18 protein-coding genes are annotated in these 22,421 nt (G+C 55.3%); 14 read left to right on the top strand and 4 right to left on the bottom strand.

All coding sequences use genetic code 11. The features are described from left to right. Nucleotides 1–143: 143 nt before the first annotated feature. Entirely contained in the window at nucleotides 144–848 is a 705-nt protein-coding gene (locus tag NNL35_RS24645; protein WP_254553821.1) for a Crp/Fnr family transcriptional regulator, read from the bottom strand. A 185-nt stretch (nucleotides 849–1,033) separates the two neighbouring features. Between NNL35_RS24645 and deoB the strand changes: the two genes are divergently transcribed. The 8 genes from deoB (at nucleotide 1,034) to NNL35_RS24605 (ending at nucleotide 12,711) form a co-directional block, all read left to right on the top strand. Further along, nucleotides 1,034–2,215 carry a phosphopentomutase gene (gene deoB, locus NNL35_RS24640; protein ID WP_006679830.1) on the top strand — a complete coding sequence of 394 codons (1,182 nt, stop codon included), beginning with the start codon at nucleotides 1,034–1,036 and terminating at the stop codon, nucleotides 2,213–2,215. A gap of 64 nt (nucleotides 2,216–2,279) precedes the next feature. Further along, a complete protein-coding gene (locus tag NNL35_RS24635; RefSeq protein ID WP_006679831.1) occupies nucleotides 2,280–3,314 on the top strand; it encodes a BMP family lipoprotein in 1,035 nt (344 codons plus the stop codon). A 65-nt stretch (nucleotides 3,315–3,379) separates the two neighbouring features. Beyond that, entirely contained in the window at nucleotides 3,380–4,921 is a 1,542-nt protein-coding gene (locus NNL35_RS24630) for an ABC transporter ATP-binding protein (protein WP_254553820.1), read from the top strand. Next, nucleotides 4,908–5,984 carry an ABC transporter permease gene (locus NNL35_RS24625; protein ID WP_006679833.1) on the top strand — a complete coding sequence of 359 codons (1,077 nt, stop codon included), beginning with the start codon at nucleotides 4,908–4,910 and terminating at the stop codon, nucleotides 5,982–5,984. Before NNL35_RS24630 ends, NNL35_RS24625 begins: the two co-directional genes overlap by 14 nt. A 3-nt stretch (nucleotides 5,985–5,987) precedes the next feature. Continuing rightward, complete coding sequence (locus NNL35_RS24620) at nucleotides 5,988–6,941, top strand: ABC transporter permease (RefSeq protein WP_006679834.1); 954 nt, start codon at nucleotides 5,988–5,990, stop codon at nucleotides 6,939–6,941. 343 nt (nucleotides 6,942–7,284) lie between these two features. Continuing rightward, nucleotides 7,285–9,960, top strand: coding sequence for a YhgE/Pip domain-containing protein (locus NNL35_RS24615; RefSeq protein WP_006679835.1), 2,676 nt, complete (start codon nucleotides 7,285–7,287; stop codon nucleotides 9,958–9,960). Nucleotides 9,961–10,255: 295 nt separating this feature from the next. Then, the gene (ant(6), locus tag NNL35_RS24610; protein ID WP_040734424.1) at nucleotides 10,256–11,110 is read left to right on the top strand and encodes an aminoglycoside 6-adenylyltransferase; all 855 of its coding nucleotides are present in this window, start codon (nucleotides 10,256–10,258) and stop codon (nucleotides 11,108–11,110) included. 266 nt (nucleotides 11,111–11,376) lie between these two features. Continuing rightward, nucleotides 11,377–12,711, top strand: a complete 1,335-nt coding sequence (locus tag NNL35_RS24605) for a DRTGG domain-containing protein (RefSeq protein ID WP_006679838.1) — start codon at nucleotides 11,377–11,379, stop codon at nucleotides 12,709–12,711. Nucleotides 12,712–12,802: 91 nt separating this feature from the next. On the opposite strand, the gene NNL35_RS24600 is transcribed toward NNL35_RS24605, so the two are convergent. From NNL35_RS24600 to NNL35_RS24590, 3 genes are all read right to left on the bottom strand, one after another. After that, a complete protein-coding gene (locus tag NNL35_RS24600) occupies nucleotides 12,803–13,114 on the bottom strand; it encodes a YtpI family protein (RefSeq protein WP_006679839.1) in 312 nt (103 codons plus the stop codon). An 82-nt stretch (nucleotides 13,115–13,196) separates the two neighbouring features. Further along, nucleotides 13,197–13,694, bottom strand: a complete 498-nt coding sequence (locus tag NNL35_RS24595) for a sporulation membrane protein YtrI (protein WP_006679840.1) — start codon at nucleotides 13,692–13,694, stop codon at nucleotides 13,197–13,199. Nucleotides 13,695–13,731: 37 nt separating this feature from the next. Continuing rightward, nucleotides 13,732–14,058, bottom strand: a complete 327-nt coding sequence (locus NNL35_RS24590) for a YtrH family sporulation protein (RefSeq protein WP_006679841.1) — start codon at nucleotides 14,056–14,058, stop codon at nucleotides 13,732–13,734. A 155-nt stretch (nucleotides 14,059–14,213) separates the two neighbouring features. Between NNL35_RS24590 and NNL35_RS24585 the strand changes: the two genes are divergently transcribed. The 6 genes from NNL35_RS24585 to pyk all read left to right on the top strand — a co-directional run bounded on the left by NNL35_RS24585 (nucleotide 14,214) and on the right by pyk (nucleotide 22,321). Continuing rightward, complete coding sequence (locus NNL35_RS24585) at nucleotides 14,214–17,828, top strand: DNA polymerase III subunit alpha (protein ID WP_006679842.1); 3,615 nt, start codon at nucleotides 14,214–14,216, stop codon at nucleotides 17,826–17,828. A gap of 104 nt (nucleotides 17,829–17,932) precedes the next feature. Further along, nucleotides 17,933–18,433 (top strand): phosphatidylglycerophosphatase A family protein, encoded by a 501-nt coding sequence (locus NNL35_RS24580; protein WP_006679843.1) that lies wholly within the window; start codon nucleotides 17,933–17,935, stop codon nucleotides 18,431–18,433. 143 nt (nucleotides 18,434–18,576) lie between these two features. Continuing rightward, nucleotides 18,577–18,765 (top strand): hypothetical protein, encoded by a 189-nt coding sequence (locus tag NNL35_RS24575; protein WP_006679844.1) that lies wholly within the window; start codon nucleotides 18,577–18,579, stop codon nucleotides 18,763–18,765. 125 nt (nucleotides 18,766–18,890) lie between these two features. Continuing rightward, nucleotides 18,891–19,772: an acetyl-CoA carboxylase, carboxyltransferase subunit beta gene (accD, locus tag NNL35_RS24570; protein WP_040734430.1), complete on the top strand. Its 882-nt coding sequence runs from the start codon at nucleotides 18,891–18,893 to the stop codon at nucleotides 19,770–19,772. After that, complete coding sequence (gene accA, locus NNL35_RS24565) at nucleotides 19,762–20,742, top strand: acetyl-CoA carboxylase carboxyl transferase subunit alpha (RefSeq protein ID WP_006679846.1); 981 nt, start codon at nucleotides 19,762–19,764, stop codon at nucleotides 20,740–20,742. The genes accD and accA overlap by 11 nt, the downstream gene beginning before the upstream one ends. A 145-nt stretch (nucleotides 20,743–20,887) precedes the next feature. Then, complete coding sequence (gene pyk / locus NNL35_RS24560; protein WP_006679847.1) at nucleotides 20,888–22,321, top strand: pyruvate kinase; 1,434 nt, start codon at nucleotides 20,888–20,890, stop codon at nucleotides 22,319–22,321. Nucleotides 22,322–22,421: the final 100 nt, after the last annotated feature.

Here is a 22,421-nt window from a genome sequence, read left to right as displayed (position 1 = left end):
TTCACCAAATTATTGACGGGTTGGTAACTGAATGCGCCTTCTTCGCCAATTATAATCAAGATATGACAAACGGCCCCGACCTTATCGTCGGCAGCCGCTATCAGTTCTATGCTTGCATGGCGCATTATCGGCACCATGGATTTTTACGGTTGGGAGATATCTTGCGAACGCCATTTGCGGTAAGCGGGCGAATCGTCCATGTCATCGCACATCGATTGCAGCTTCTCCAAATCGGTAATGTAAATGTATTTCTGATTCATCATCAGCACACCTTCCTCCTGCAGCTCGCGCATGACCTTCGAGATCGATTCCCGGGTCACGCCAATCATGTTGGCCAAGAGGTGATGCGTTACTTTACAGTCGATCTTGTAAGCGGATTCAGCAGGCTTGCCCAGATTGTAGTAGAGGTCCAGGAGCAAGTTCGCCAGCTTCAGCCGCACGTCCAGATAAGACAGGTAGCGGACTTTGTTGTTCATGTTGCTCAAATGATCGAGCAGCCGGTTGTAGGCCCGCTTCAGCACCGACGGGTGTCTTTCCATGATCGAGATGAAATCGGAACGGTTCATAATCCAGAAATGGGAGGTTTCCATCGTTTCTACGGTAGCGACGCGCCGAGGGTAGGTGGCAATGGTCTCCATCTCGCCGATGATATCGCCGGGGAACTGGAAGTTCAAAATAATTTCCTTGTCGTGATAAAGACGATATACTTTTACGAGTCCCTGCCGCAAAATATATATATCGGAACTATCATCATCCTCATGGATGAGTACCTGGTTCTTTTTATAGGTTCTTGTTTTGAGCAGGGGAAGGATATGGTCGCAATCCTCCTCCGATAAGTCCTGTAACAAAAAAACGTGCTGTAAACTGCTGAGCATGGATTCTCCTTTCTCGGCAGGAATATGGATATATTGCCTGTCGAAAAACCATAATTACATTTATACATGTATATATTACATGACATTCGCCGGATAAGCCAAGTGCCGGCGCGAGTGTCCGTCTAGACAACTTGGATAACAGAAGAGGAGTGGTAAACATGTTTGAACGAGTATGTGTCGTCGTCATGGATAGCGTAGGAATCGGAGAGCTTCCGGATGCGGAACGCTTCGGCGATGCCGGCTCTCATACGCTCGGCCATATCGCGGAGCGCGTACCGGCGATTCAGCTTCCGAATCTGCAGGCGCTCGGTCTGGGCAATATCGCGGACCTGCCGCATATTCCTCCGGCCGCATCTCCGCTTGCCTTCTACGGCAAAATGGCCGAAACTTCCGTCGGCAAAGATACGATGACCGGCCATTGGGAGCTGATGGGCCTGCATGTCGACATTCCGTTCGAGGTCTACCCGGAAGGATTTCCCGAGCCGCTAATCAAGGCTTTCGAGGAGAAAACGGGACGCAAGGTGCTCTGCAACCGCCCCGCTTCCGGCACGGATGTGCTGAATGAGTACGGCGAAGAGCAGATGCGCACCGGCGCCTGGATTGTGTACACGTCCGCGGACAGCGTCTTCCAGATTGCGGCGCATGAGGAAATCATTCCGCTGGAAGAGCTGTATGCGGCATGCGAGATTGCAAGGGAGATGACGCTGACCGCCCCATATGCCGTCGGACGCGTTATCGCGCGGCCGTACGTCGGCGAGCCGGGCAACTTCAAGCGGACCGCCAATCGTCATGATTACGCGCTTGCTCCGCCGGCGAAGACGGTGCTGAATTCCATCTCCGAGGGCGGGTATGATGTGGTATCCGTGGGGAAAATTAACGATATCTTCTCCGGAAGCGGAATCAATCATTCCTATCCTACCAAGAGCAATGCGCACGGCATCGAGACGACGATCGAACGGTTAGGGGACGCGGGGAAAGGGTTAATCTTTACCAACCTGGTTGATTTCGATTCTCTATACGGCCACCGCCGCGATCCGGAGGGCTACGCCCGCTGCCTGGAGGAGTTCGACCGGGCGCTGCCGGAGATGATGGAACGGGTCGGCGAGAAAGACCTGCTCATCATTACGGCTGATCACGGCAATGACCCGATTCATGCCGGAACGGATCATACGCGCGAGTATGTGCCGATTCTCATCTACAATCCGACGTTTGCGGGCAAGACCGCTTCCATCGGAGTGCGCACGACCTTTGCCGATTTGGCCGCTACGCTGGCAGACAACTTCGGCGTCACGGGAACAGGTCACGGGACCAGCTTTTTATCGCTGTTGACGGCCCGCTGACGTGCTCGCTTTAGTATAGATGCAAGACGAAGAAGGATTCATTAATCTCAAGGGGGAACTCGTCATGAAAAAATCGATGTTGTTGGTCTTATCAGCGATGCTATTGTTCACCTTCGCTCTGGCCGGCTGCGGCAACAAGTCCGGGGGGACGAACGCCGGCGGCGCCGAAGGCGCTGAAGACGGCGGGAAGAAGCTCAAGGTCGGGATGGTTACCGATATGGGAAGCGTGAACGACAAATCGTTCAATCAGAGCGCATGGGAAGGGCTGCAGAAGCTGCGCGACGATCTTGGCTATGAAGTCAAATATTTGGAGCCGAAAAACGACGGGGAAGTGGAGCCAAACTTGAATCAGTTCGTCAAGGGCGGCTATGACCTGACTTGGGCGACTGCTGCCACGCTCGACAAGGCGGTAACGAAGATTGCGCAGGAAAATCCGGACTCGAAGCTGGGTATCGTCGATTCGGACATCATCGTGCCGAACGTCGCTTCCGTCTCCTTCAAAGAAAACGAAGGCGCGTTCCTGGTCGGCGTTATCGCCGGCTCGATGACGAAATCGAATAAAATCGGATTCGTCGGCGGCATGGAGATTCCGGTCATCAAGCGCTTCGAAGCCGGCTTCCGCGAAGGCGTCAAGGCAGTGAATCCGGATGCTTCCTTCAAAGCGATTTACACGGGACAGTTCACCCGCGTCGATATGGGGAAATCGGCTGCTTCCACGCTCTATGACGATGGCGTCGATATTATTTTCCACGCATCGGGCTTGACGGGGAACGGCGTGTTCAATGAAGCGAAAGAGCGCGTGAAGCGCGGCGACCGCGTGTGGGTTATCGGCGTAGACAAGGACCAGTCGCTTGAGTTCGGCGATGATGTCACGCTGACCTCGATGATTAAGAAGGTCGACGAAGCGGTCTACACGATTTCCAAGGCATTGGCGGACGGCAACTTCCCTGGCGGAAAGGTAACCTCGATGGGTCTGAAGGAGAAAGGCGTCGATATTGCGCCGACTTCCGACAAAAACGTGCCGAAGGACATATTGGACAAAGTCGAAGAATACCGTGCAAAAATTGTAAACGGCGAGATTGAAGTGCCGACGACTTAATTTCACCATACCGTCTCCCCGCCCGCTTGACCGGCGGGGAGATGTGTTACGGAGGGGAACGCCATATGCACAAGGGAGATATCGTACTAGAGCTGAAAGGAATTACAAAGCGCTTTCCCGGCATTGTAGCAAACGATCAAATCAGCCTGCAGTTGAAAAAAGGCGAAATTCATGCGCTTCTCGGCGAAAACGGCGCCGGCAAATCGACATTGATGAATATCGTATTCGGATTATATCAGCCTGATGAAGGCAGTATTGAACTGAACGGCCAGCCGATTGTGATGGATGGCCCGAACAAGGCGATTGAATGCGGCATCGGCATGGTGCATCAGCACTTCAAGCTTGTTCACCCTTTTACGGTTACGGAAAATATCGTGCTCGGCATGGAGCCGACGCGAGGCATAAAGATGGATTTGAAGGGCGCTGCCGCGAAAATACGGCAGTTGTCCGAGCAGTACGGGCTGAATGTGAAGCCGGAGGCGGTCATCGAGTCGATCTCCGTCGGCATGCAGCAGCGCGTCGAAATTATGAAAACGCTGTATCGCGGCGCCGAGATTATTATTTTCGACGAGCCGACCGCGGTGCTCACGCCGCAGGAGATCGAGGAATTGCTGCACATCATGAAGCGGCTGGCCGCGGAAGGCAAGTCGATTCTGCTCATTACGCACAAGCTGAAGGAAATTATGGAGGTTGCGGACCGCTGCACGATCATCCGCCGGGGCAAAGTCATCGACACCGTCCTTGTGTCCGAGACGGATCCGGAGATGCTGGCCGAGAAGATGGTCGGCAAGCATGTCGAATTCAAGACGGACAAGGCGGCGGCAACGCCGCAGGATGTCATGCTTCAGGTTGACAACCTGATCGTGAAGGACGAGCACGGGCAGCATGCGGTGGACAACGTCAGCTTCCAAGTGCGCGCCGGAGAGATTGTCGGCATCGCCGGCGTGGACGGCAACGGTCAGAATGAGCTGATTGAGGCGATCACCGGGATGCGCCGGACCGCGGGCGGGCAGATTCGGCTGGCGGGACAGGATGTGACGGATGCGTCGCCGCGGGCCGCTTCGGACAAGGGTATTTCCTATATCCCTCAGGATCGGCACAAGCATGGGCTGGTGCTTGACTTCGACGTCAGCGAGAACTCCGTGCTCAAATCGTATGACAGCCCGAAGTTCACACGCAAAGGCTTCATGGATCAGCAGGCGGTTAAGCAGGTGGCGGAGCGGTATGTCGAGGAGTTCGATATCCGGACGCCAAGCATCCATACGCTGGTGCGGGCGATGTCCGGCGGGAACCAGCAGAAGATCATTATCGCGCGCGAGATCGACAAAGATCCGAAGCTGCTCGTCGCAGCCCAGCCGACGCGGGGGCTGGACGTCGGCGCGATCGAATTCGTGCATAAGCAATTAATCGCCCAGCGCGACGCAGGCAAGGCCGTACTGCTCGTGTCGTTCGAGCTGGAAGAGATCTTGAATGTGGCCGACCGCATTCTCGTCATGTTCGACGGGCGCATTGTCGGGGAGACGACGCCGGAGACAACGACAGACCAAGAGCTGGGTCTCATGATGGCCGGCAAGCATCAAGGGGGGGAACGTCATGAACAAGCTTAAATCGATGCTAGCCAAAGAATCGGTTATCATCTCTCTCGTGGCCATCATCCTCGGTATTATTATTGGAGCTCTCGTTATGCTTGCCGGAGGCTACGATCCGCTCCTGGCTTATCAGTCCCTGGTGGAGAAAATCTTCGGCTCCGCCTATGACATGGGAGAGACGCTGCGAGCGATCGTGCCGCTTATTTTCGCCGGGTTGGCCGTTGCGCTTGCGTTCCGAGCGGGCATGTTCAACATCGGGGTGGACGGCCAGATCGTGATGGGAGCGCTCGGAGCGCTGGTCGTGGGCAATATGATATCGCTGCCGCCGATTCTGCACGGCATCGTGGCCATTATCGCGGGCACGATTCTGGGCGGTCTGTGGGGGGCGCTTGTCGGTCTGCTCAAGACGAAGCGGGGCATCAACGAGGTTATCTCCTGCATTATGCTGAACTGGACCGCGCTCTATATCAGCCATATGGTCATCAAGGCGTTCATGGCCGAGTCGGGGACCTCCCGTTCGCAGAACATTCAGGAATCGGCCAGTATCCAGATCGGCTGGCTCAGCGATTTGATGAGCGGGGCCCGCGTCCATTGGGGATTCTTCATCGTCATCATCGCCATTATCGGGTATCACCTGTATATGAACCGGACGAAGTGGGGGTATGAGACCCGCGCCGTAGGGAATAACAGACATGCGGCGGAATATGCCGGTATGAACGTGTCCAAGGTCATTACCCGCACGTTCTTCCTCTCGGGGATGCTTGGCGGCATGATCGGTACGCTGGAAGTGCTGGGCGTCTTCAAATATATGGCCATCTCCTCCGTGACGTCCGGCATCGGCTTCGACGGCATCGCCGTCGCACTGCTTGGCATGAACGGCGCGCTGGGCGTCCTTCTGGCCGCTGCGCTGTTCGGGGCGCTCATGTACGGAGCGCAGGGCATGAGCTTCGGAGCGAACGTTCCCGGCGAGGTCATCAAGATGGTTATCAGCATCATCATCTTCTTCGCCGCGGCACCGGGCATTATCCGTTGGTTGTTGACACGGTTTTCACGTTCCAAAAAGGCGAAGCGGGAGGGATAACAGATGGAATTGCTCGGATCTTTAATCAACGGGACTCTCGTATTTGCAACAGCACTCGTCTTCGCCGCGCTGGGCGGACTCATTGCGGAGCGTTCGGGGGTTATCAACCTCGGCTTGGAAGGCTTTATGGTGTCAGGCGCGTTTTCCTCCGCGGTTGTTGCTTATTATGCCGAACAGGCGGGACTGGGTGCGGCTTCTCCATGGCTGGGCTGTCTGGCCGCGCTTATCTTTACCGTTATCTTCTCAGGCATTCATGTCATTGCTTCGGTTCGCTTCAAGGCGAATCAGGTCATAAGCGGTATCGTGGTCAATATGCTCGCCGCCAGCTCCACCTTCTTCCTGGTGAAGCTCATCTTCGACGGAGCGGCCGAGACCCCGGTCATCAGCAATGTGTTCCACCGGATTCACATTCCTTGGCTAAGCGATCTTCCGTTCGTCGGCAGAGCGTTCTTCCAGTCTTACCCGACGACGTATATCGCGCTGCTGCTCGTCATCATCGTCTATTACGTGATGTTCAAGACGCCGCTCGGTCTGCGACTGCGGGCGGTCGGCGAGCACCCGGGAGCGGCGGACACAGCCGGGGTGAAGGTCAACCGGCTGCGCGGCTGGGCCGTCATGGTCGGCGGATCGATTGCCGCACTGGGCGGAGCGACGATTGCGCTGACGGCGAACAGCAGCTTCGCGTCCAACACGATCTCCGGCCAGGGGTATATTGCGCTGGCTGCGGTTATCTTCGGCCGCTGGAATCCGGTCGGCGCGACGTTCGCGGCTTTGTTCTTCGGCTTCGCGCAGGCGCTGCGAGATCAGGTTCAGCTGTACTCCTTCGCCAATGCGGTACCGACGGAAGTATTCTACATGCTGCCGTACGTGCTGACGCTTCTCGTGCTGATCTTCACGGCCGGCAAGAGCAATTCGCCATCTGCGCTTGGCGCGCCATATGAGCCGGGCAAGCGGTAATATCAACAGCAAGCGAATGGACGGGCCTATGCCTCTCTCTTCCCGTTGGGGAAGAGGGAGGTTTTTTCATGTTCGGATTCGCCATCGCATACATTTTTCGTAGCTTCAAACGCCGGTGCCCGTCACTTTCTTCCATACCGCGATCTGGCTGTGCGCGATTTTTTTTAAACAAGAGAAAATCGTTGCTTTTATATCAATTTTAATCCTTTTCGAACCATTTTAAGGGGAATTGCCAAAAATAATCTGTTTGAATTCTGAAAAGACGGGAGGTATAATATCAAACATCTGCGAAGTCAGAACTATTTTAACAAAATGGTCATTCGGTCAATAAGGAGGTGACAGCATGAAGAGTCTTCGGTTTTTTTGGTCGGAATTAATGGGAGTTGTCCGTTCGAAGGATGTCCTGGTTCCGGTACTCGGTCTCCTGGTTATCCCGCTGCTGTACAGCGGCGTCTACTTGGTAGCGAACTGGGATCCGTACAGCAATGTAAAAAACATGCCTGTCGCAGTCGTAAATGAGGACCGGCCGGTGACGTATGAAGGCAAGGAGATCGCGATCGGGCGCGAACTGATTGAGAAGCTGCACAGTAATGATGCGGTGGACTTTAATTTCGTGTCGCGCAAGGAGGGCGAGCGCGGCTTAAGCGAGAACAAGTATTATTTGCTTATTATCGTGCCGGAAGAGATGTCGCATAACGCGACGACGATTCTTGACCCCAATCCGAAGCCGATGAATCTGATATACAAGGAGAATAGCAGCTACAATTTCTTGTCCGGTCAAATCTCAGACAAGGTCGTGCAGAGCATCAAATCGGAGTTGTCGCAAAAGGTGACAGAGACCTATGTCGAGCAGATGTTCAATGCGATCGATACCGTCGCGGAAGGATTGGGCGCCGCCAGCGAAGGGGCCGGCAAAATCGAAGACGGTCTCAGCCAGTTGGGCGACGGAATCGAGATGTTCCGGGACGAGTTGAATGCGCAGGTTGACTCGAAGACGGCGGAAGCGGAGACGATGGTCGAGAAAATGCTGGCCGAGAACGAGAAGAAGCTCGATCAGCTGATTCATGATGAAATAGACAAAACGATGGATACGAAGAAGCCGGGGCTGATGAAAAAGGTCCATCAAGACATCGATACAGAAGCTGAGAAGTACACCAAGGTTGTATATGATACCGTGCATACGCGGATCGACGACATGGTCAATGAGTACTCGCCATTGTCCAAGGAAAAGCTTCACGAGCAAATCGACAAGCAGTCCGTCATCTATGGGGCGGAAATCCGCAAGAAGCTGCATCAGGAAATCGACAACGCGTACAACAACAATCTGGATCAGGTGTTGGGCAAAATCAGCCGGGAGGTCGACAAGTCGATTACCGAGATGGAGCCGGCTGCCCGGGTCAAGATGCACAGCATTATTGACAAGGAGTACGACAATGTCGACAGCTCTATCCGTTCGACGCTGAACGGTTACATCGATGAGAAAGTAGATCAGCTCTTCGACGAAGCCATCAAGCGCGGGAAGGAGCAACTTGGCAAAATCCAGGCGAACCTCGATCAACTGGAAGAGAAGCTCAAGCCGATTGGCGAGAAGCTGCCTCCGGAGCTCCAGCAGCAGTGGGAAGCGGTGAAGAAGCAGCTGGAAGAGGTTCGATCCCAAGTGGAAGAAAACCTGACCCAGGCCAATCTGGAGCAGCTGCGTGACAAGGTGAAGCAGGATTTGAACAACATGGTCAACAAGGAACTTGACAAGTTGAAGCCGGCGCTGCTCGCCAAGCTGCATCAGGCGGCAGACCAGAAGTTCGATCAGGTCTATCCGCAGGTGCGTTCGCTCGCCCAGCAGGTCGCAATGTCCAAAGCGAATGAGCTGGCGCCGAAGCTGCTGGCCAAGGCGCATCTCGTTGCCGAAGATATTTATCAGGAAAAATCGAAACAGCTCACCGACAAGCTTCATGACACGGTCGATTCCAAATGGATGGAGTACGAGCCGAAAGTTGTCGCGGGACTCCATCAGAAGGCGAACGACGAGCTGAATCGGATGACGCCGGAGATTCTCACCAAGATTCATCAGGCAGCCGATGACAAGGTGAATAGTCTGGAGCCGATGGCGCGCGACATGCTGCACGACATGGCAGAGATGAAGCTGAAGGAAGCCGCCAAAAAGGTGCAGGACATGATCTTCGTCAAGATGAGCGATATGCTGAATCAGGTCGATCAAGCGAAGGATGCGATCAACGGCGGATTCGAGCAGCTGCTGGACGGTCAGGAGCAGCTGTTATCCGGCGGCGCGGAGCTTCGCCAGAAGCTGCAGGAAGGCGCGGATAAAGCGCAGCAGAACCCGACCGATAAGACATATGAAATGATTACGTCTCCGGTTGGCAGCGATAAAGTCGAGAATCATGATGTCACGACCTACGGCGTAGGCATGGCTCCGTATTTCCTGTCGCTTGGATTTTTCGTCGGGGCATTGATGTTCTCGATGGTCTATCCGCTGCGGGAGACCTACAACCGGCCGCCTTCCGGCACGGCCTGGATGACGAGCAAATACGGGTTCATGACGGTGGAGAGCGTTCTGCAGGTTGCCATTGCCGGACTGGTCGTCCTCAATGTGATTCATTTGCCGGTCACGAACGTGCCGATGTTTTTCGTCGTCTGTCTCGTTACCAGCTTAACGTTCTTTGCCATGATCCAATTTTTCATTACCTCATTCGGGAACGTAGGGCGGTTCATTATCATTTTGCTGCTCGTGTTCCAGCTGTCCTCGACGGCAGGCACATTCCCGATTGAGTTAACGCCGAAATTTTTCCAGATGCTGCACCCTTGGTTCCCGATGACTTACACCATTCGGGCCTTCCGCGGCGTCGTGTCGCTGGGCGACATCCAATACGTCTGGTTGAATCTCGGCAAGCTGTCCATCTTCCTCGTCCTGTCGCTTATCGGCAGCTGGATCTATTTCATTCTCAGCCACCGGAAGCTGGCGAAGACGGAGCAGTCGACGGACGCAACCGTGGTGACCGGCTGACGCTACGGACGCAGTCCGCACCGATAGAGAGAAAGACAGGGAAAAAGGTTAAAATAGATGCAGGCAAGAAGTAAGGCGCTCGGAACATGTCGTTCCGGCGTCTTTTTTTCGTTTTAACCGTTGATGGACCATGGTTGAGAACGCAAGGAATACGAAAATAAAACGCCGAATAAGAAAAATACGCTCGTGACTTGCAATAACAACAATTGTCAGTCTTCGTCCAAGTGATGCGGCCGTATTGGCGGACTGTTTTTCTTTTTACAAAAGATAAAGGTTAGAACGGAGGGCTACTGCATTGAGAAGCGAACAAGAAATGATGAATATGTTCGTCGATTTCGCCAGGACTGATCAGAGAATCCGATTAGCCACTTTGGAAGGGTCGCGTACAAACCGAAATATTCCCCCGGATACGTTTCAAGATTATGACGTTTCCTACTTTGTAACCGATATCGATTCGTTCAAGGAAAATGATCAATGGCTCAACATTTTCGGAAATCGGCAGATGATGCAAAAACCCGAGGATATGGAGCTTTTTCCCTCGGAGTTAGGGAATTGGTTTTCCTATATTATTCTTTTTGAGGATGGCAATAAATTAGACCTAACCCTTATTCCGATGAGCGAAGTAGACGATTATTTTGCCAAGAGCGACGGTTTGGTGGAGGTCCTGCTTGATAAGGATGCTCGTATCAACAAGGAAGTAATCGCAGACGACCGTCAATATTGGATAAAAAGGCCGACTGCAAGAGAATTTGATGATTGCTGCAATGAGTTCTGGATGGTTGCCACTTACGTCGTAAAAGGATTGGCGAGACAAGAAATCCTGTTTGCGATCGACCATTTGCACGAGATTGCGCGGCCGAATTTGTTGAGAATGATGGCTTGGCAGATTGGCTCAGAGCAAGGATATACCTTTAGCGTGGGGAAGAACTACAAATTTATTGACCGCTACCTTCCACAGGAAGATTGGAAATCGCTGCTCTCCACCTATTCGCAGAATGGGTATGAAGAAATGTGGCAGTCATTATCTACTTGCTATACGTTGTTCCGCACATACTCTAAGGCTGTGGCCGCAAGTCTCGGATACAAGTATCCGGATTACGATGAAGCCATCACAAAGTATACTGAAAATATCTGCAATTCATTGACGTGAGCGGTGTAAAATGGCCGCCTTTGTTGTGGGCGGTTATATTTTTGGAGCAATGACGGGTATCCCGGAATCTGCTGTTATAATCGAATGCCGCCTGAATATGATGCGCCACTTCATAGTCCTCCACAAGCGCAGCAGAGCCGATGAAGGGCGTATTGCCTTGCATGATAGGGGATCGAAGCGCCGGATCCGATTTTTTTGCATCGTTCTTTGAAGATGTGCTATCATAAATACAGAGTACAACAGTTCGGAGTCCGGGGGTGTAACAGATGGAAGGGAATGATGGGACGGTTACGAAGTATGAGCAGTTGCTCCATCATATCGAGGGCTTGAAGCCGGGAACGAAAATATCGGTGCGCAAGCTGGCGAAGGAGATGTCGGTGAGCGAGGGGACCGCTTACCGCGCCGTCAAAGAGGCGGAGAGCATCGGCATCGTCATTACGAAGGAGCGGATAGGAACGGTCCGCGTCGAGAAGAAGCCGCGCAATATGTCGGACAACCTGACCTTCGGTGAAGTGGTCGACATATTGGGCGGACATGTATTGGGCGGCGGCAAAGGTCTCGAGAAGACGCTGAACAAATATGTCATCGGGGCGATGAAGCTCGACGCGATGGAGCGCTATATCGATGCCGGCAGCCTGCTTATCGTCGGGAACCGGGAAGATGCGCATCGGCTTGCCCTTCAGCATGGCGCGGGGGTCCTCATCACCGGGGGATTCGGCACCAGCCGCGAGGTCAAGCTGCTGGCGGATGCGCTGAATCTGCCGATTTTTTCGTCGAAATACGACACGTTCACGGTCGCCTCGATCATTAACCGCGCGCTGTTCGACCGGTTAATCAAGAAGAAGATTATGATCATCGAGGATATCGTCACGTTGAAATCGAAAATGTATGTGCTGCGTCCTTCCAGTACGGTGCATGATTTCGAGCGGATGCGGGAAGAGACGGGTCACAGCCGCTTCCCGGTCGTGGACGAATGGAACCGCGTCATCGGGATGATGACGTACAAGGATATGCTCGGCGCGGATTCGCAGCAGACGATTGAGAAGCTGTATACGCGAAGCCCGCTGACGGCCACGCTGCAGACGACGCTGGCTACTGCCGCCCATACGATGGTGTGGGAAGGGGTGGAACTGCTGCCTGTCGTCGATCGGAGCCGGAAGCTGATTGCGGTCGTGACGCGCCGCGAGGTGCTGAACGCGCTGCGGGACGCGCGTCAGGAGACGCAATTAGGCGAGACGTTCGTTGATTTGATATGGAACGGCTTCGAGGAACAGCGGGACGAGGAAGGCAATCCGATGTTCCGCGGGGCGATTACGCCCCAGATGGTCAACGGCTTCGGCGCGGTGTCGGAGGGCATATTGACGACGCTGATGACGCAAGCCGCGCTGCGGGCGGTCAAGGAGATGCGGAGCTACGATCACGTGATGGACAATATCACCACGTATTTCGTCCGTCCGCTCCAGATTGAAGATGTCGTCACGCTGAAGCCTCAATTGATCGAAATGAGCCGGAAGTTCTGCAAGCTGGAGGTCGAGATTCGGCATGGAGAGGTGCTGGCGGCCAAAGCGATGATGACGATGCAGTCGATCGATCACGACTGATCCCCGCCTTTCCACGGCAAATAGCCTCTGCCCACCGGGGGCAGAGGCTATTTATGCGCCATCGTGCGAGGGCGCATGGATGTGCGGCGGCTTATTTCGAGGAGCCGACCCCGTCCAGAATGCGCTGGAAGTGCATATGGTTGCGCACGCCGGCCAGCAGATTGAACAGCCCGAGCAGCATGACGACGGCGCCGACAATGATGCGCATCGTCGAGGCGGAGTATACCATCGCCTGAATGCCGGCCAGGCAGAGCAGCATCAGTCCCATGCAGATATTCATTCTGGCCGCGAACAGGCCGCGGAGCACCGTGTCCGTCTGCCGCCGGGAGCGGATGCTGAAAAAGACGGACAGCACGGAAGTGATGCACAATAACAGGAACAGCGTCCATTGAATCCATTCCATCAGGAAGAACTCTCCTTCTCACATGCTTTTCATAGGTTATGGCTGTCCCTAGTGTATCACAGATTCCACTGCATCCCAATATTTAGGGCACCTTCGCCGGAATATAAGGTTTGACATCGACCCACACGTGAAGCACGCCCTCGGTGACAAGCATCGTGCGCAGCAGCACGCTGTAGTCCTTCTCATGCACATCGGGATATATTTTGTTGGCCAAGAGACCCTCGACCAGCTTCGAATGTTCGTCAATCTGGAAGACGTCCCTGCCCTTCAAGCCGGATAAATCCTTCAACAGGCGGCGCCGGATCTCGGTTTCATGGGCCTGGGGAAGAGCCGTGCTCGTGGCGGGCTCATAAATATGAACCTCGATGCTTTTCACAATCGTCCGCCGGTTCTTGTAGCGAAGCAGATCCTCTGCCTCCGCTTTATAGTGGGCCAGCCTGTCCTGCAGGTCGATGTTCATCATCATCAGCTCGTTGAATTGGTGCAGGTGCATCGCGTGGTATACCGCCGCGCCAATGATAGCTCCGACCAGGACGAGCGCGATGTCGCCCAGCCATCTAGGTACTGCCTTCAGCCGCATAGACCCGCCCCCTCTCGCTGACGGCACCCTTCTGCGGCTAGATTCGGCTTCGGCATATCCACTGAATCAGCTCGGTTCCCATATGGGCGCCGATGAAGGAGACGAGGATGTAGAGCAGCTGCTTGAAGACCGGGGAGAGGTTCCCGTCCAGGAAGTTGCTTTCGATGACGCGTATCGGGTCGATCGTTCCGCCGACGGCGGCGACGACGGCCCATATTTTCAATTGCTCGGAAATATGCTGCATCGTATCGACCGGCGATTGCAGCGCGACGACGGCCCCGATGCCGGCCAGTATTGATCCGCCCAGCACGACGCCGAAGGCGATGAAAAAATCGATGAGCGCTTTGGACAGAAACGTACCCATTGAATGGTTTCTCCTTTCCTGCTCCCGCGGGTGCCCGGCGGACAAGATGTCCTTTATACATATATAGAATTTCCGTGAAAAAATATGATACAATACAAGATAGACGAAAATATGTTCCCATACATGGCACGGCACACGAAGGGGAGGGGAAGGCTATGGAACCGTTCGTGCACCTGCACGTTCACAGTGAATACAGCCTGCTTGACGGTGCGGCCCGCATCGAGAATCTGGCCGCGCGGGCGGCTCAATATGGAATGAAGGCGCTGGCGCTTACCGATCATGGGGTCATGTACGGGACCATCGCCTTCTACAAAGCTTGCCTGGCGCACGGCGTCAAGCCGATTATCGGCATGGAGGCCTATGTTACGACCGGGTCCCTTCATGAAAAAGGCTCCCGCAAGGAGCAGCCAATCTATCACCTGATTCTGCTGGCGAAGAACGAAGAAGGCTACCGCAATCTGATGCGGATTACGTCCATCGGGCATTTGGAAGGATTTCATTACAAGCCGCGGGTGGACATGGACACGCTGCGCCGGCATGCGGACGGCATCATCGCGCTGAGCGCTTGCCTTGGAGGAGAGGTGTCCCAGCATGTGCTCCACGGGCGCGAAGAGGCCGCCCGGGAGGCGGCGGAACGTTACCGCGACATATTCAAGGACGGATTCTATCTGGAGCTGCAGGACCACGGGCTGCCTGAGCAGAAGAAGGTCAATCTCGGCCTTGTCGCGCTCAGCGAGGCGACGGGCATTCCGCTTGCGGTAACGAATGACGTCCATTATATGGAGGAAGAGGATGCCGCGGTGCAGGATGTCCTCATCTGCATCGGCACGGGCAAGACGAAGGAAGACGAGGATCGGCTGAAGATGGGGACGACCCAAATGTACTTCAAGTCGAGGGAGGAGATGAACGCGCTGTTCCGCCACGTTCCGGAGGCGGTGGCCAATACGGCGCGCATTGCGGAGCAGTGTCAGGTGACGCTGGACCTTGGCGCCTCGATTCTTCCTTCCTTCGAGCCGCTGCCGCCGGGGGTGTCCGCCCCAGAGTACTTGCGGCAGTTGTGCCAGGAAGGGCTTGAACGGCGCTACTCGGATCTGCCCGTCTGGGCGGAAGAGGAGTTCCGGGCGGCGGCGCAGGAGCGGCTGAACTATGAGCTGGACACGATCGATAAGATGGGATTCTCCGAGTATTTCCTTATCGTGTGGGATTTCATCCGCTTCGCGCATGAGCAGGGCATCATGACCGGACCCGGCCGGGGTTCGTCCGCCGGCAGCCTGGTCGCCTACACCTTGCGCATTACGAATGTGGATCCGCTCAAATACCGGCTGCTGTTCGAGCGGTTCCTCAATCCTGAACGGATTACGATGCCGGATATCGACATCGATTTCAATGACGAGCGGCGCGACGAAGTCATCCACTATGTCGCAGACAAATACGGCCATGATCGAGTCGCGCAGATCATCACCTTCGGCACGATGGCCGCACGCGCGGCCGTACGGGATGTCGGCCGGGTGCTGAACGTACCCTATAACGAGACGGATCGGGCCGCCAAGCTGATCCCGAACCAGATTGGCATGACGTTGGCTAAGGCGCTGAACGCCAGCAGCGAGCTGCGTGAATGGAAGGAACGCCAGCCCCGCATCGGCGAGCTGCTCGACATGGCGGCGAAGGTGGAGCGGATGCCGCGCCACGCGTCGACCCATGCGGCAGGGGTCGTTATCAGCCGGGAGCCGCTGACGCATTACGTGCCGCTACAGGCCGGGACGGAGCATGCGGCGCTTACGCAGTATTCGATGGAGCATCTGGAAGCGGTCGGACTGCTGAAGATGGATTTCCTCGGCCTGCGCACGTTGTCGATTATCGAGCGCACGCTCGGTTGGGTGAAGAAGGATACGGGAGACGAGATCAGCCTGAACGCGCTCGACGACACGGATCCGTCTACCTATGCGCTTATGTGCAGAGGCGATACGACCGGCGTGTTCCAGCTGGAATCGGCCGGCATGCGCCGCGTGCTGCGGGAATTGAAGCCATCGTCGTTCGAGGATATCATATCTGTCCTCGCGCTGTACCGGCCGGGTCCGATGGAGTTCATCCCGAATTTTATTCAGAGCAAGCACGGCCTGAAGCCGGTGGAATACCCGCATCCCGATCTGGAGCCGATTCTCCGGGATACTTACGGAATTATCGTCTATCAGGAGCAGATTATGCACATTGCCTCCAAGATGGCGGGATTCAGCCTGGGGGAAGCGGATCTGCTGCGGCGGGCCGTATCGAAGAAGAAGCGTGAAGTGCTGGACCAGCAGCGCCAGCATTTCGTGGAAGGCAGTCTGGGGCAGGGCTATTCGGCGGAAGAAGCGAACCGGGTGTACGACATGATCGTCCGCTTCGCCGACTACGGCTTCCCGCGTGCCCATGCGGCGGCGTATGCCGTGCTCGCCTTCCAGACGGCTTATTTGAAGACGCATTATCCGACAGAATTCATGGCGTCCATGTTGACCGCCAATATGGGCAGCCACCGGAAGGTGGCGGAATATATCGACGATTGCCGGCGGCTCGGCATCGAGGTGCTGCCTCCGGATGTGAATGAGAGCTTCGTGCCGTTCACGCCGGTTGCGGGCGGCATCCGCTTCGGCCTGGGCGCGATCAAGAATGTCGGCACGCTGGCGATCGACAGCATTATTCGCGAGCGTCAGGAGCGGCCTTATGCGGATTTGCTCGATTTTTGCCAGCGGGTCGATCTGCGCGTCTGCAACCGGCGGGTTATTGAGTCGCTCATCCAAGGCGGCGCCTTCGATTCCTTGCCGGGGCACCGCGCCCAGCTGCTCGCCATGATCGACGAGACGCTGGAGGCGGCCGCGAAGTGGCGCAAGGATCGGGAAGATTTGCAGATCCAATTCCTCGATCTCGTCGAGGTGAACAACTGGACGATCGATTATCCCGATGTCCAGCCGCTCACGATGTCGCAGCAGCTGGAGCTGGAGCGGGAGCTGCTCGGTCTCTATTTGTCCGGGCATCCGCTGGACGAATACGATCAACTGCTGGAGGAGCTCGACACCGATCGGCTTGTCGACCTGCACGAGGCGCCTGACGAGAGCGAGTGCATCGTCGCGGGCATGATCGTGTCGCTTCGCACCATTACGACGAAGAAGGGCAAGCCGATGGCCTTCGCCGAGCTGGAGGACCGCGTGGAACGGGCCGAGGTCGTGCTGTTCCCGGAAGTGTGGAAGCGGGCGGAGCGGCTCGTCGGCAAGGGCGCGCTCGTGGCGGTGCAGGCGAAGGTGCAGCTCGAGGACGAGGGCTTCAAGCTGCTCGCCCACGAGGTGGTGCCGCTCGAGGCCGGCGCCGTCTCCGGCTTGGCGAAGCGCATCGCCGCCCGCCGGCGGAAGCCGCTTGCGGCAGGGATGCGCGCACCGGATGCCGCCGCGCCCGTAGCGGCCGGCGCCGCCGGACACCGGGCCACGCCGCCGCGCCCGGCTGCGGCCGGCCAGCCGCAGCAGGCGCCACCGGCGGGCTCCGGCGCCAAGAGCGCGCCGCGCGGGGCGAAGCGCCAGCGCGTCTACATCAAGATCACGGCCGACCGCGAGCGGCCGGAGCTGCTGGAGGAGCTGAAGCGGCTCCTCCGGACGCAGCCCGGCCCGCTGCCGACCGTGCTGTTCTACGAGCGCGAGCAGCAGCTTCTCGCGCTGAATGACTCGTACGCGCTGAAGCCTTCGCCAGACCTGTTCAAGCGAATCGAGGCGCTATTCGGCGAAGGAAGCGTACGCGTAAAATAATGATCAAGCGGTGAACATTTCCCCGCCCTTCCGCATACATTTTAGATACGTCTCAGATGCAGGAGACAAGTCCGAACGGAGGACAGGGAAGGGAGGGGATGGCCATGCCGCTCGATATGGCCGAGCAATGGCTCAACCGGCGGGGTGTCACCCTGGACAGCATCGCGGACATCGTCTATCAGCTCCAGGCGCCTTACAATGCTTCTCTGACGATGGAAGCGTGCCTGGATAGCGTGCGGACGGTAATCCGCAAGCGGGAAGTCCAATATACGCTCATTACCGGCATTGCGCTGGATGAGCTGGCGGAGCAGAAGCGGCTGCCCGAGCCGCTGCAATCGATTATGGAGGCGGACGAATCCTTGTACGGGGTGGACGAGACGCTCGCGATGGGGATTACGAATGTATACGGCATGATTGGCTTAACGAGCTTCGGCTATTTGGACAAAGCGAAAATCGGCGTCATCCGCGAGCTCAACGATAACCGGGAGCAGGTGCACGTATTTCTCGACGATATCGTCGCCGGATTGGCGGCGGCGGCTTCCGCCCGCATCGCGCACCGGAACCGGGACGCGCGCAGCTACGATGCGGAAGATGACGGGCTGTAGCTTGAACGGAGGCTCCGAAGACTCCCCTGACATACATGACGGCGAGCGATTCCACCGGATTTGGTTGCGGTGAAAATGTCAATTATGTTATCATAATGGCATTATATGAGCCGTACTTGGGACGTTAGGGGGGTCATACGCGCATGTGGACAGTTATCTACATCGCTCCGACTGCCAATTTAGCTGAGAAGATCCAGATCAGATTGACAGAGGAAGGATTTCTCGTACAGGTTCGCCCTGTCCATCTCTCCAAACAACAATTTGAAATCCTGGTACCTTCCGGGGAAGTCGAGGAAGTTCAAGAGGTGCTCAATTCGATTTTGCATGCATGAGACGGCTGATGGATGAACGCTAGGTTGTTCAGACAGCCGATTTTTATTGCCTGCGGTTAGGACAATCTCTGGGGAGCCGCAAGACTGCTCTTTGCTGAGAAATCACGCCTAAAGAGGTGTAACGGGTGTTTAAAGACTTATTTCAAAAGAAAAAGTACGCAACAGTACCTTCGCCGATGATGAACGATGATCGTCCTAAGCGTGAAATACCCGAAGGGTTAATGAACAAATGCCCGAAATGCGGCACGATTCAGTATCATAAAGAATTTCAAAAAAACCTGAAGGTATGCTCGGAGTGCAGTCATCATCTGCGATTGAATGCGTGGGAACGCATCGAAATGACCTTGGACGAAGGCCGTTTCTTTGAATATGATGCGGATATGGATTCTGTCGACCCGCTTCAATTTCCGGATTATATGGAGAAGTTGAATCTTCAAAAAGCAAAAACGGGCTTGAAAGAGGCCGTAATCACCGGCGAAGGCACCATTGGCGGATTTCCGGTTGTGGTTGCCGTCATGAGCTTCGAGTTTTTCACGGGAAGCATGGGCTCCGTCGTCGGCGAGAAGGTGACGCGCGCGATCGAGACGGCGCAGCAGAAGCAATATCCTCTGATCATTTTCTCCACCTCCGGAGGAGCGCGGATGCAGGAAAGTATTCTGAGCCTGATGCAGATGGCGAAGACGAGCGCGGCGTTGGCCAAGTTCCACGAGGCCGGCGGATTGTATATTTCCGTCTTCACTGATCCGACGATGGGCGGCGTATCGGCCAGCTTCGCGATGCTTGGCGACATTATTATAGCGGAGCCCGGCGCGAGAATTGGCTTTGCCGGACGACTTGTCATCGAGCAGACGATTCGCCAGAAGCTGCCGGACGAGTTCCAGACGGCGGAATTTAACTTGAAGCACGGACAGATCGATCTGGTCGTACCGCGTAAAGACATGCGCCAAACATTGATCAAGCTGATTGATCTGCATACCGTGAAAGGAGAGGTGACGCATGGCGGGTGAGCTTCCGTTCGAGCAGCCTTTGGTAGAGTTGAAGAACAAAATAGACGAGCTTAAGCGGTTCGGCGAAGAAAAAAATATTGACTTTACTGAGGAGATCGCCCGGTTGGAGCAGCGTTACGCCAAGCTGGCCGAGGACATTTATACCACGATCAGTCCGTCGCAGAAGATGCACTTGGCACGACATCATCAACGTCCGACCGCGCTTGATTTCATTCAGCATATTTTTACCGATTTCATCGAAATGCACGGAGACCGCCTGTATGGCGACGATCTCGCGATCGTCGGCGGTTTGGCGCGTCTGAACGGCATTCCCGTCACGGTCATCGGCCATCAGCGCGGGAAGGATACGAAGGATAATATTGCCCGCTTCTTCGGCAGCCCCCACCCGGAAGGCTTCCGCAAGGCGCTGCGCCTGATGCAGCAAGCGGACAAGTTCAAGCGCCCGATCATTACGTTCATTGACACGAAGGGCGCTTATCCGGGCAATACGGCGGAAGAACGCGGCCAATCCGAGGCGATCGCCCGCAACCTGCGGGATATGATGCTGCTCCGTGTGCCGGTCATTTGTGTCGTAATCGGTGAAGGCGGCAGCGGCGGAGCATTGGCATTGGGCGTGGGCAACCGCGTGCTGATGCTGGAAAATGCGATCTATTCCGCTATTTCCCCGAACGGGGCGGCCTCCATTCTGTGGAAGGACGCGTCGAAGGCCGATCAGGCGGCGGAAGCGATGAAGATTACGGCAGACGATCTGAAGGAAATGGACGTCATCGAGGAGATCATTCCCGAGCCGCAGGGCGGAGCCCACAAAGATGTGCCGGCTGCCTCTGCCGAAGTCAAAGAAGCGCTTGTTCGCCATCTGGCCGAGCTGCTGGAGATGAGCGCCGATGAGCTGCGGGAGGACCGGTATGAGAAATTCCGCCGCATCGGGGTATTTGAAGAACAAACCAAGGTCGGAAGTACCGAATCATAAAAACGGTATATGCTGGTAAAACTAAATATTATGATAATCTTCATATACAAACTTGCCGAAATATAGTAAATTAGATAGATGAGAGCATACGCAAGATATGCAACAATAGACATAAAAAGAGAGCACAACATTGGAGGAAACTCATATGCGTAAAACGAAAATTGTCTGTACGATCGGTCCTTCCAGCGAATCCTTGGAAAACATCAAGAAATTGATCATGGCCGGCATGAACGTCGCCCGTCTGAACTTCTCGCACGGCGACTTCGATGAGCACGGCAACCGCATCAAAAATATTCGTCAGGCTTGCGCCGAGCTGAACAAGACAGTTGCTATCCTGCTCGACACCAAGGGCCCGGAAATCCGTACGGGAAAATTGGCGGTAGAGCCGATTGACCTCGTTCAGGACGAATATGTCACATTGACGACGGAAGAAATTTTGGGAGACAAGGACCGCATCTCGGTTACATATAAAGAATTGCCGCAAGATGTGGAAGCAGGTTCAACGATTCTGATCGACGACGGTCTGATCGGACTGTCTGTCGTTGATATTCAAGGCACAGAAATCAAATGTAAAATCGTTAACGGCGGAACGATTAAGAGCAAAAAAGGCGTAAACGTTCCAGGCGTGAAGATTTCTCTGCCGGGCATTACGGAGAAAGACGCAAATGATATCCGCTTCGGGATTGAACAGGGTATCGACTTCATTGCGGCTTCTTTTGTGCGTAAAGCGAGCGACGTCATGGAAATCCGCAACCTGCTCGAAGAGAACAACGCAGGCCACATCCAAATCATCTCGAAGATCGAGAACCAAGAAGGTGTGGACAACCTCGACGAGATTCTGGAAGTATCCGACGGCCTGATGGTTGCGCGCGGAGACCTCGGTGTCGAGATTCCGGCGGAAGAAGTGCCACTCGTTCAGAAGCGAATGATTGAGAAGTGCAACCTGGCCGGCAAGCCGGTCATTACTGCAACGCAAATGCTTGATTCCATGCAGCGCAACCCGCGTCCGACCCGCGCTGAAGCGAGCGACGTGGCGAACGCCATCTTCGACGGCACCGATGCGATCATGCTGTCCGGCGAGACGGCTGCAGGTAAATATCCGGTAGAGTCGGTACTGACAATGTCCCGCATTGCAGAGAAAGCAGAGTCTGCGCTCGAATATCATGAGATTCTGGCGAAGCAAAGCTCGAAGCAGCAGGCGACTGTAACTGACGCTATCAGCCAAGCGGTAGCGAACTCTGCATTGGAGCTGGATGCGAAGGCGATTATCAGCTCTACGCAGACAGGCTATACGGCACGGATGGTATCCAAATACCGTCCGAAGGCGCCAATCATCGCTGTCACTCCATCGGAGCAAGTGATGCGTGGTCTGTGCCTGTCCTGGGGCGTCGTTACCGTCAAGAGCGAAGCAGCCAATTCGACGGACGAAATGTTCGATGAAGCGGTTCGCGGCGGCGTGAACACGGGCATCGTATCCGAAGGCGACCTCGTCGTCATTACGGCTGGCGTGCCTACCGGCTGCGCAGGCTCAACGAACTTGATCAAGATTAGCCAAATCGGTCAAAGCCGCCTTTCTTAATCGGCAGCCTTTGATTCGGGCATCGATTTCATAAAAATAAGCAGAAGCAATGGTGCAACCGCCATTGCTTCTGTTGCATTTGTGAGCGGAGGCTCCATAG

It is taken from the genome of Paenibacillus dendritiformis, from assembly GCF_945605565.1.
In the GTDB taxonomy this organism is placed as follows: Bacteria; Bacillota; Bacilli; order Paenibacillales; family Paenibacillaceae; genus Paenibacillus_B; species Paenibacillus_B dendritiformis_A.
Note: the sequence above shows the minus strand (reverse complement) of the source record. Positions and strands in the feature narration are given on the sequence as shown.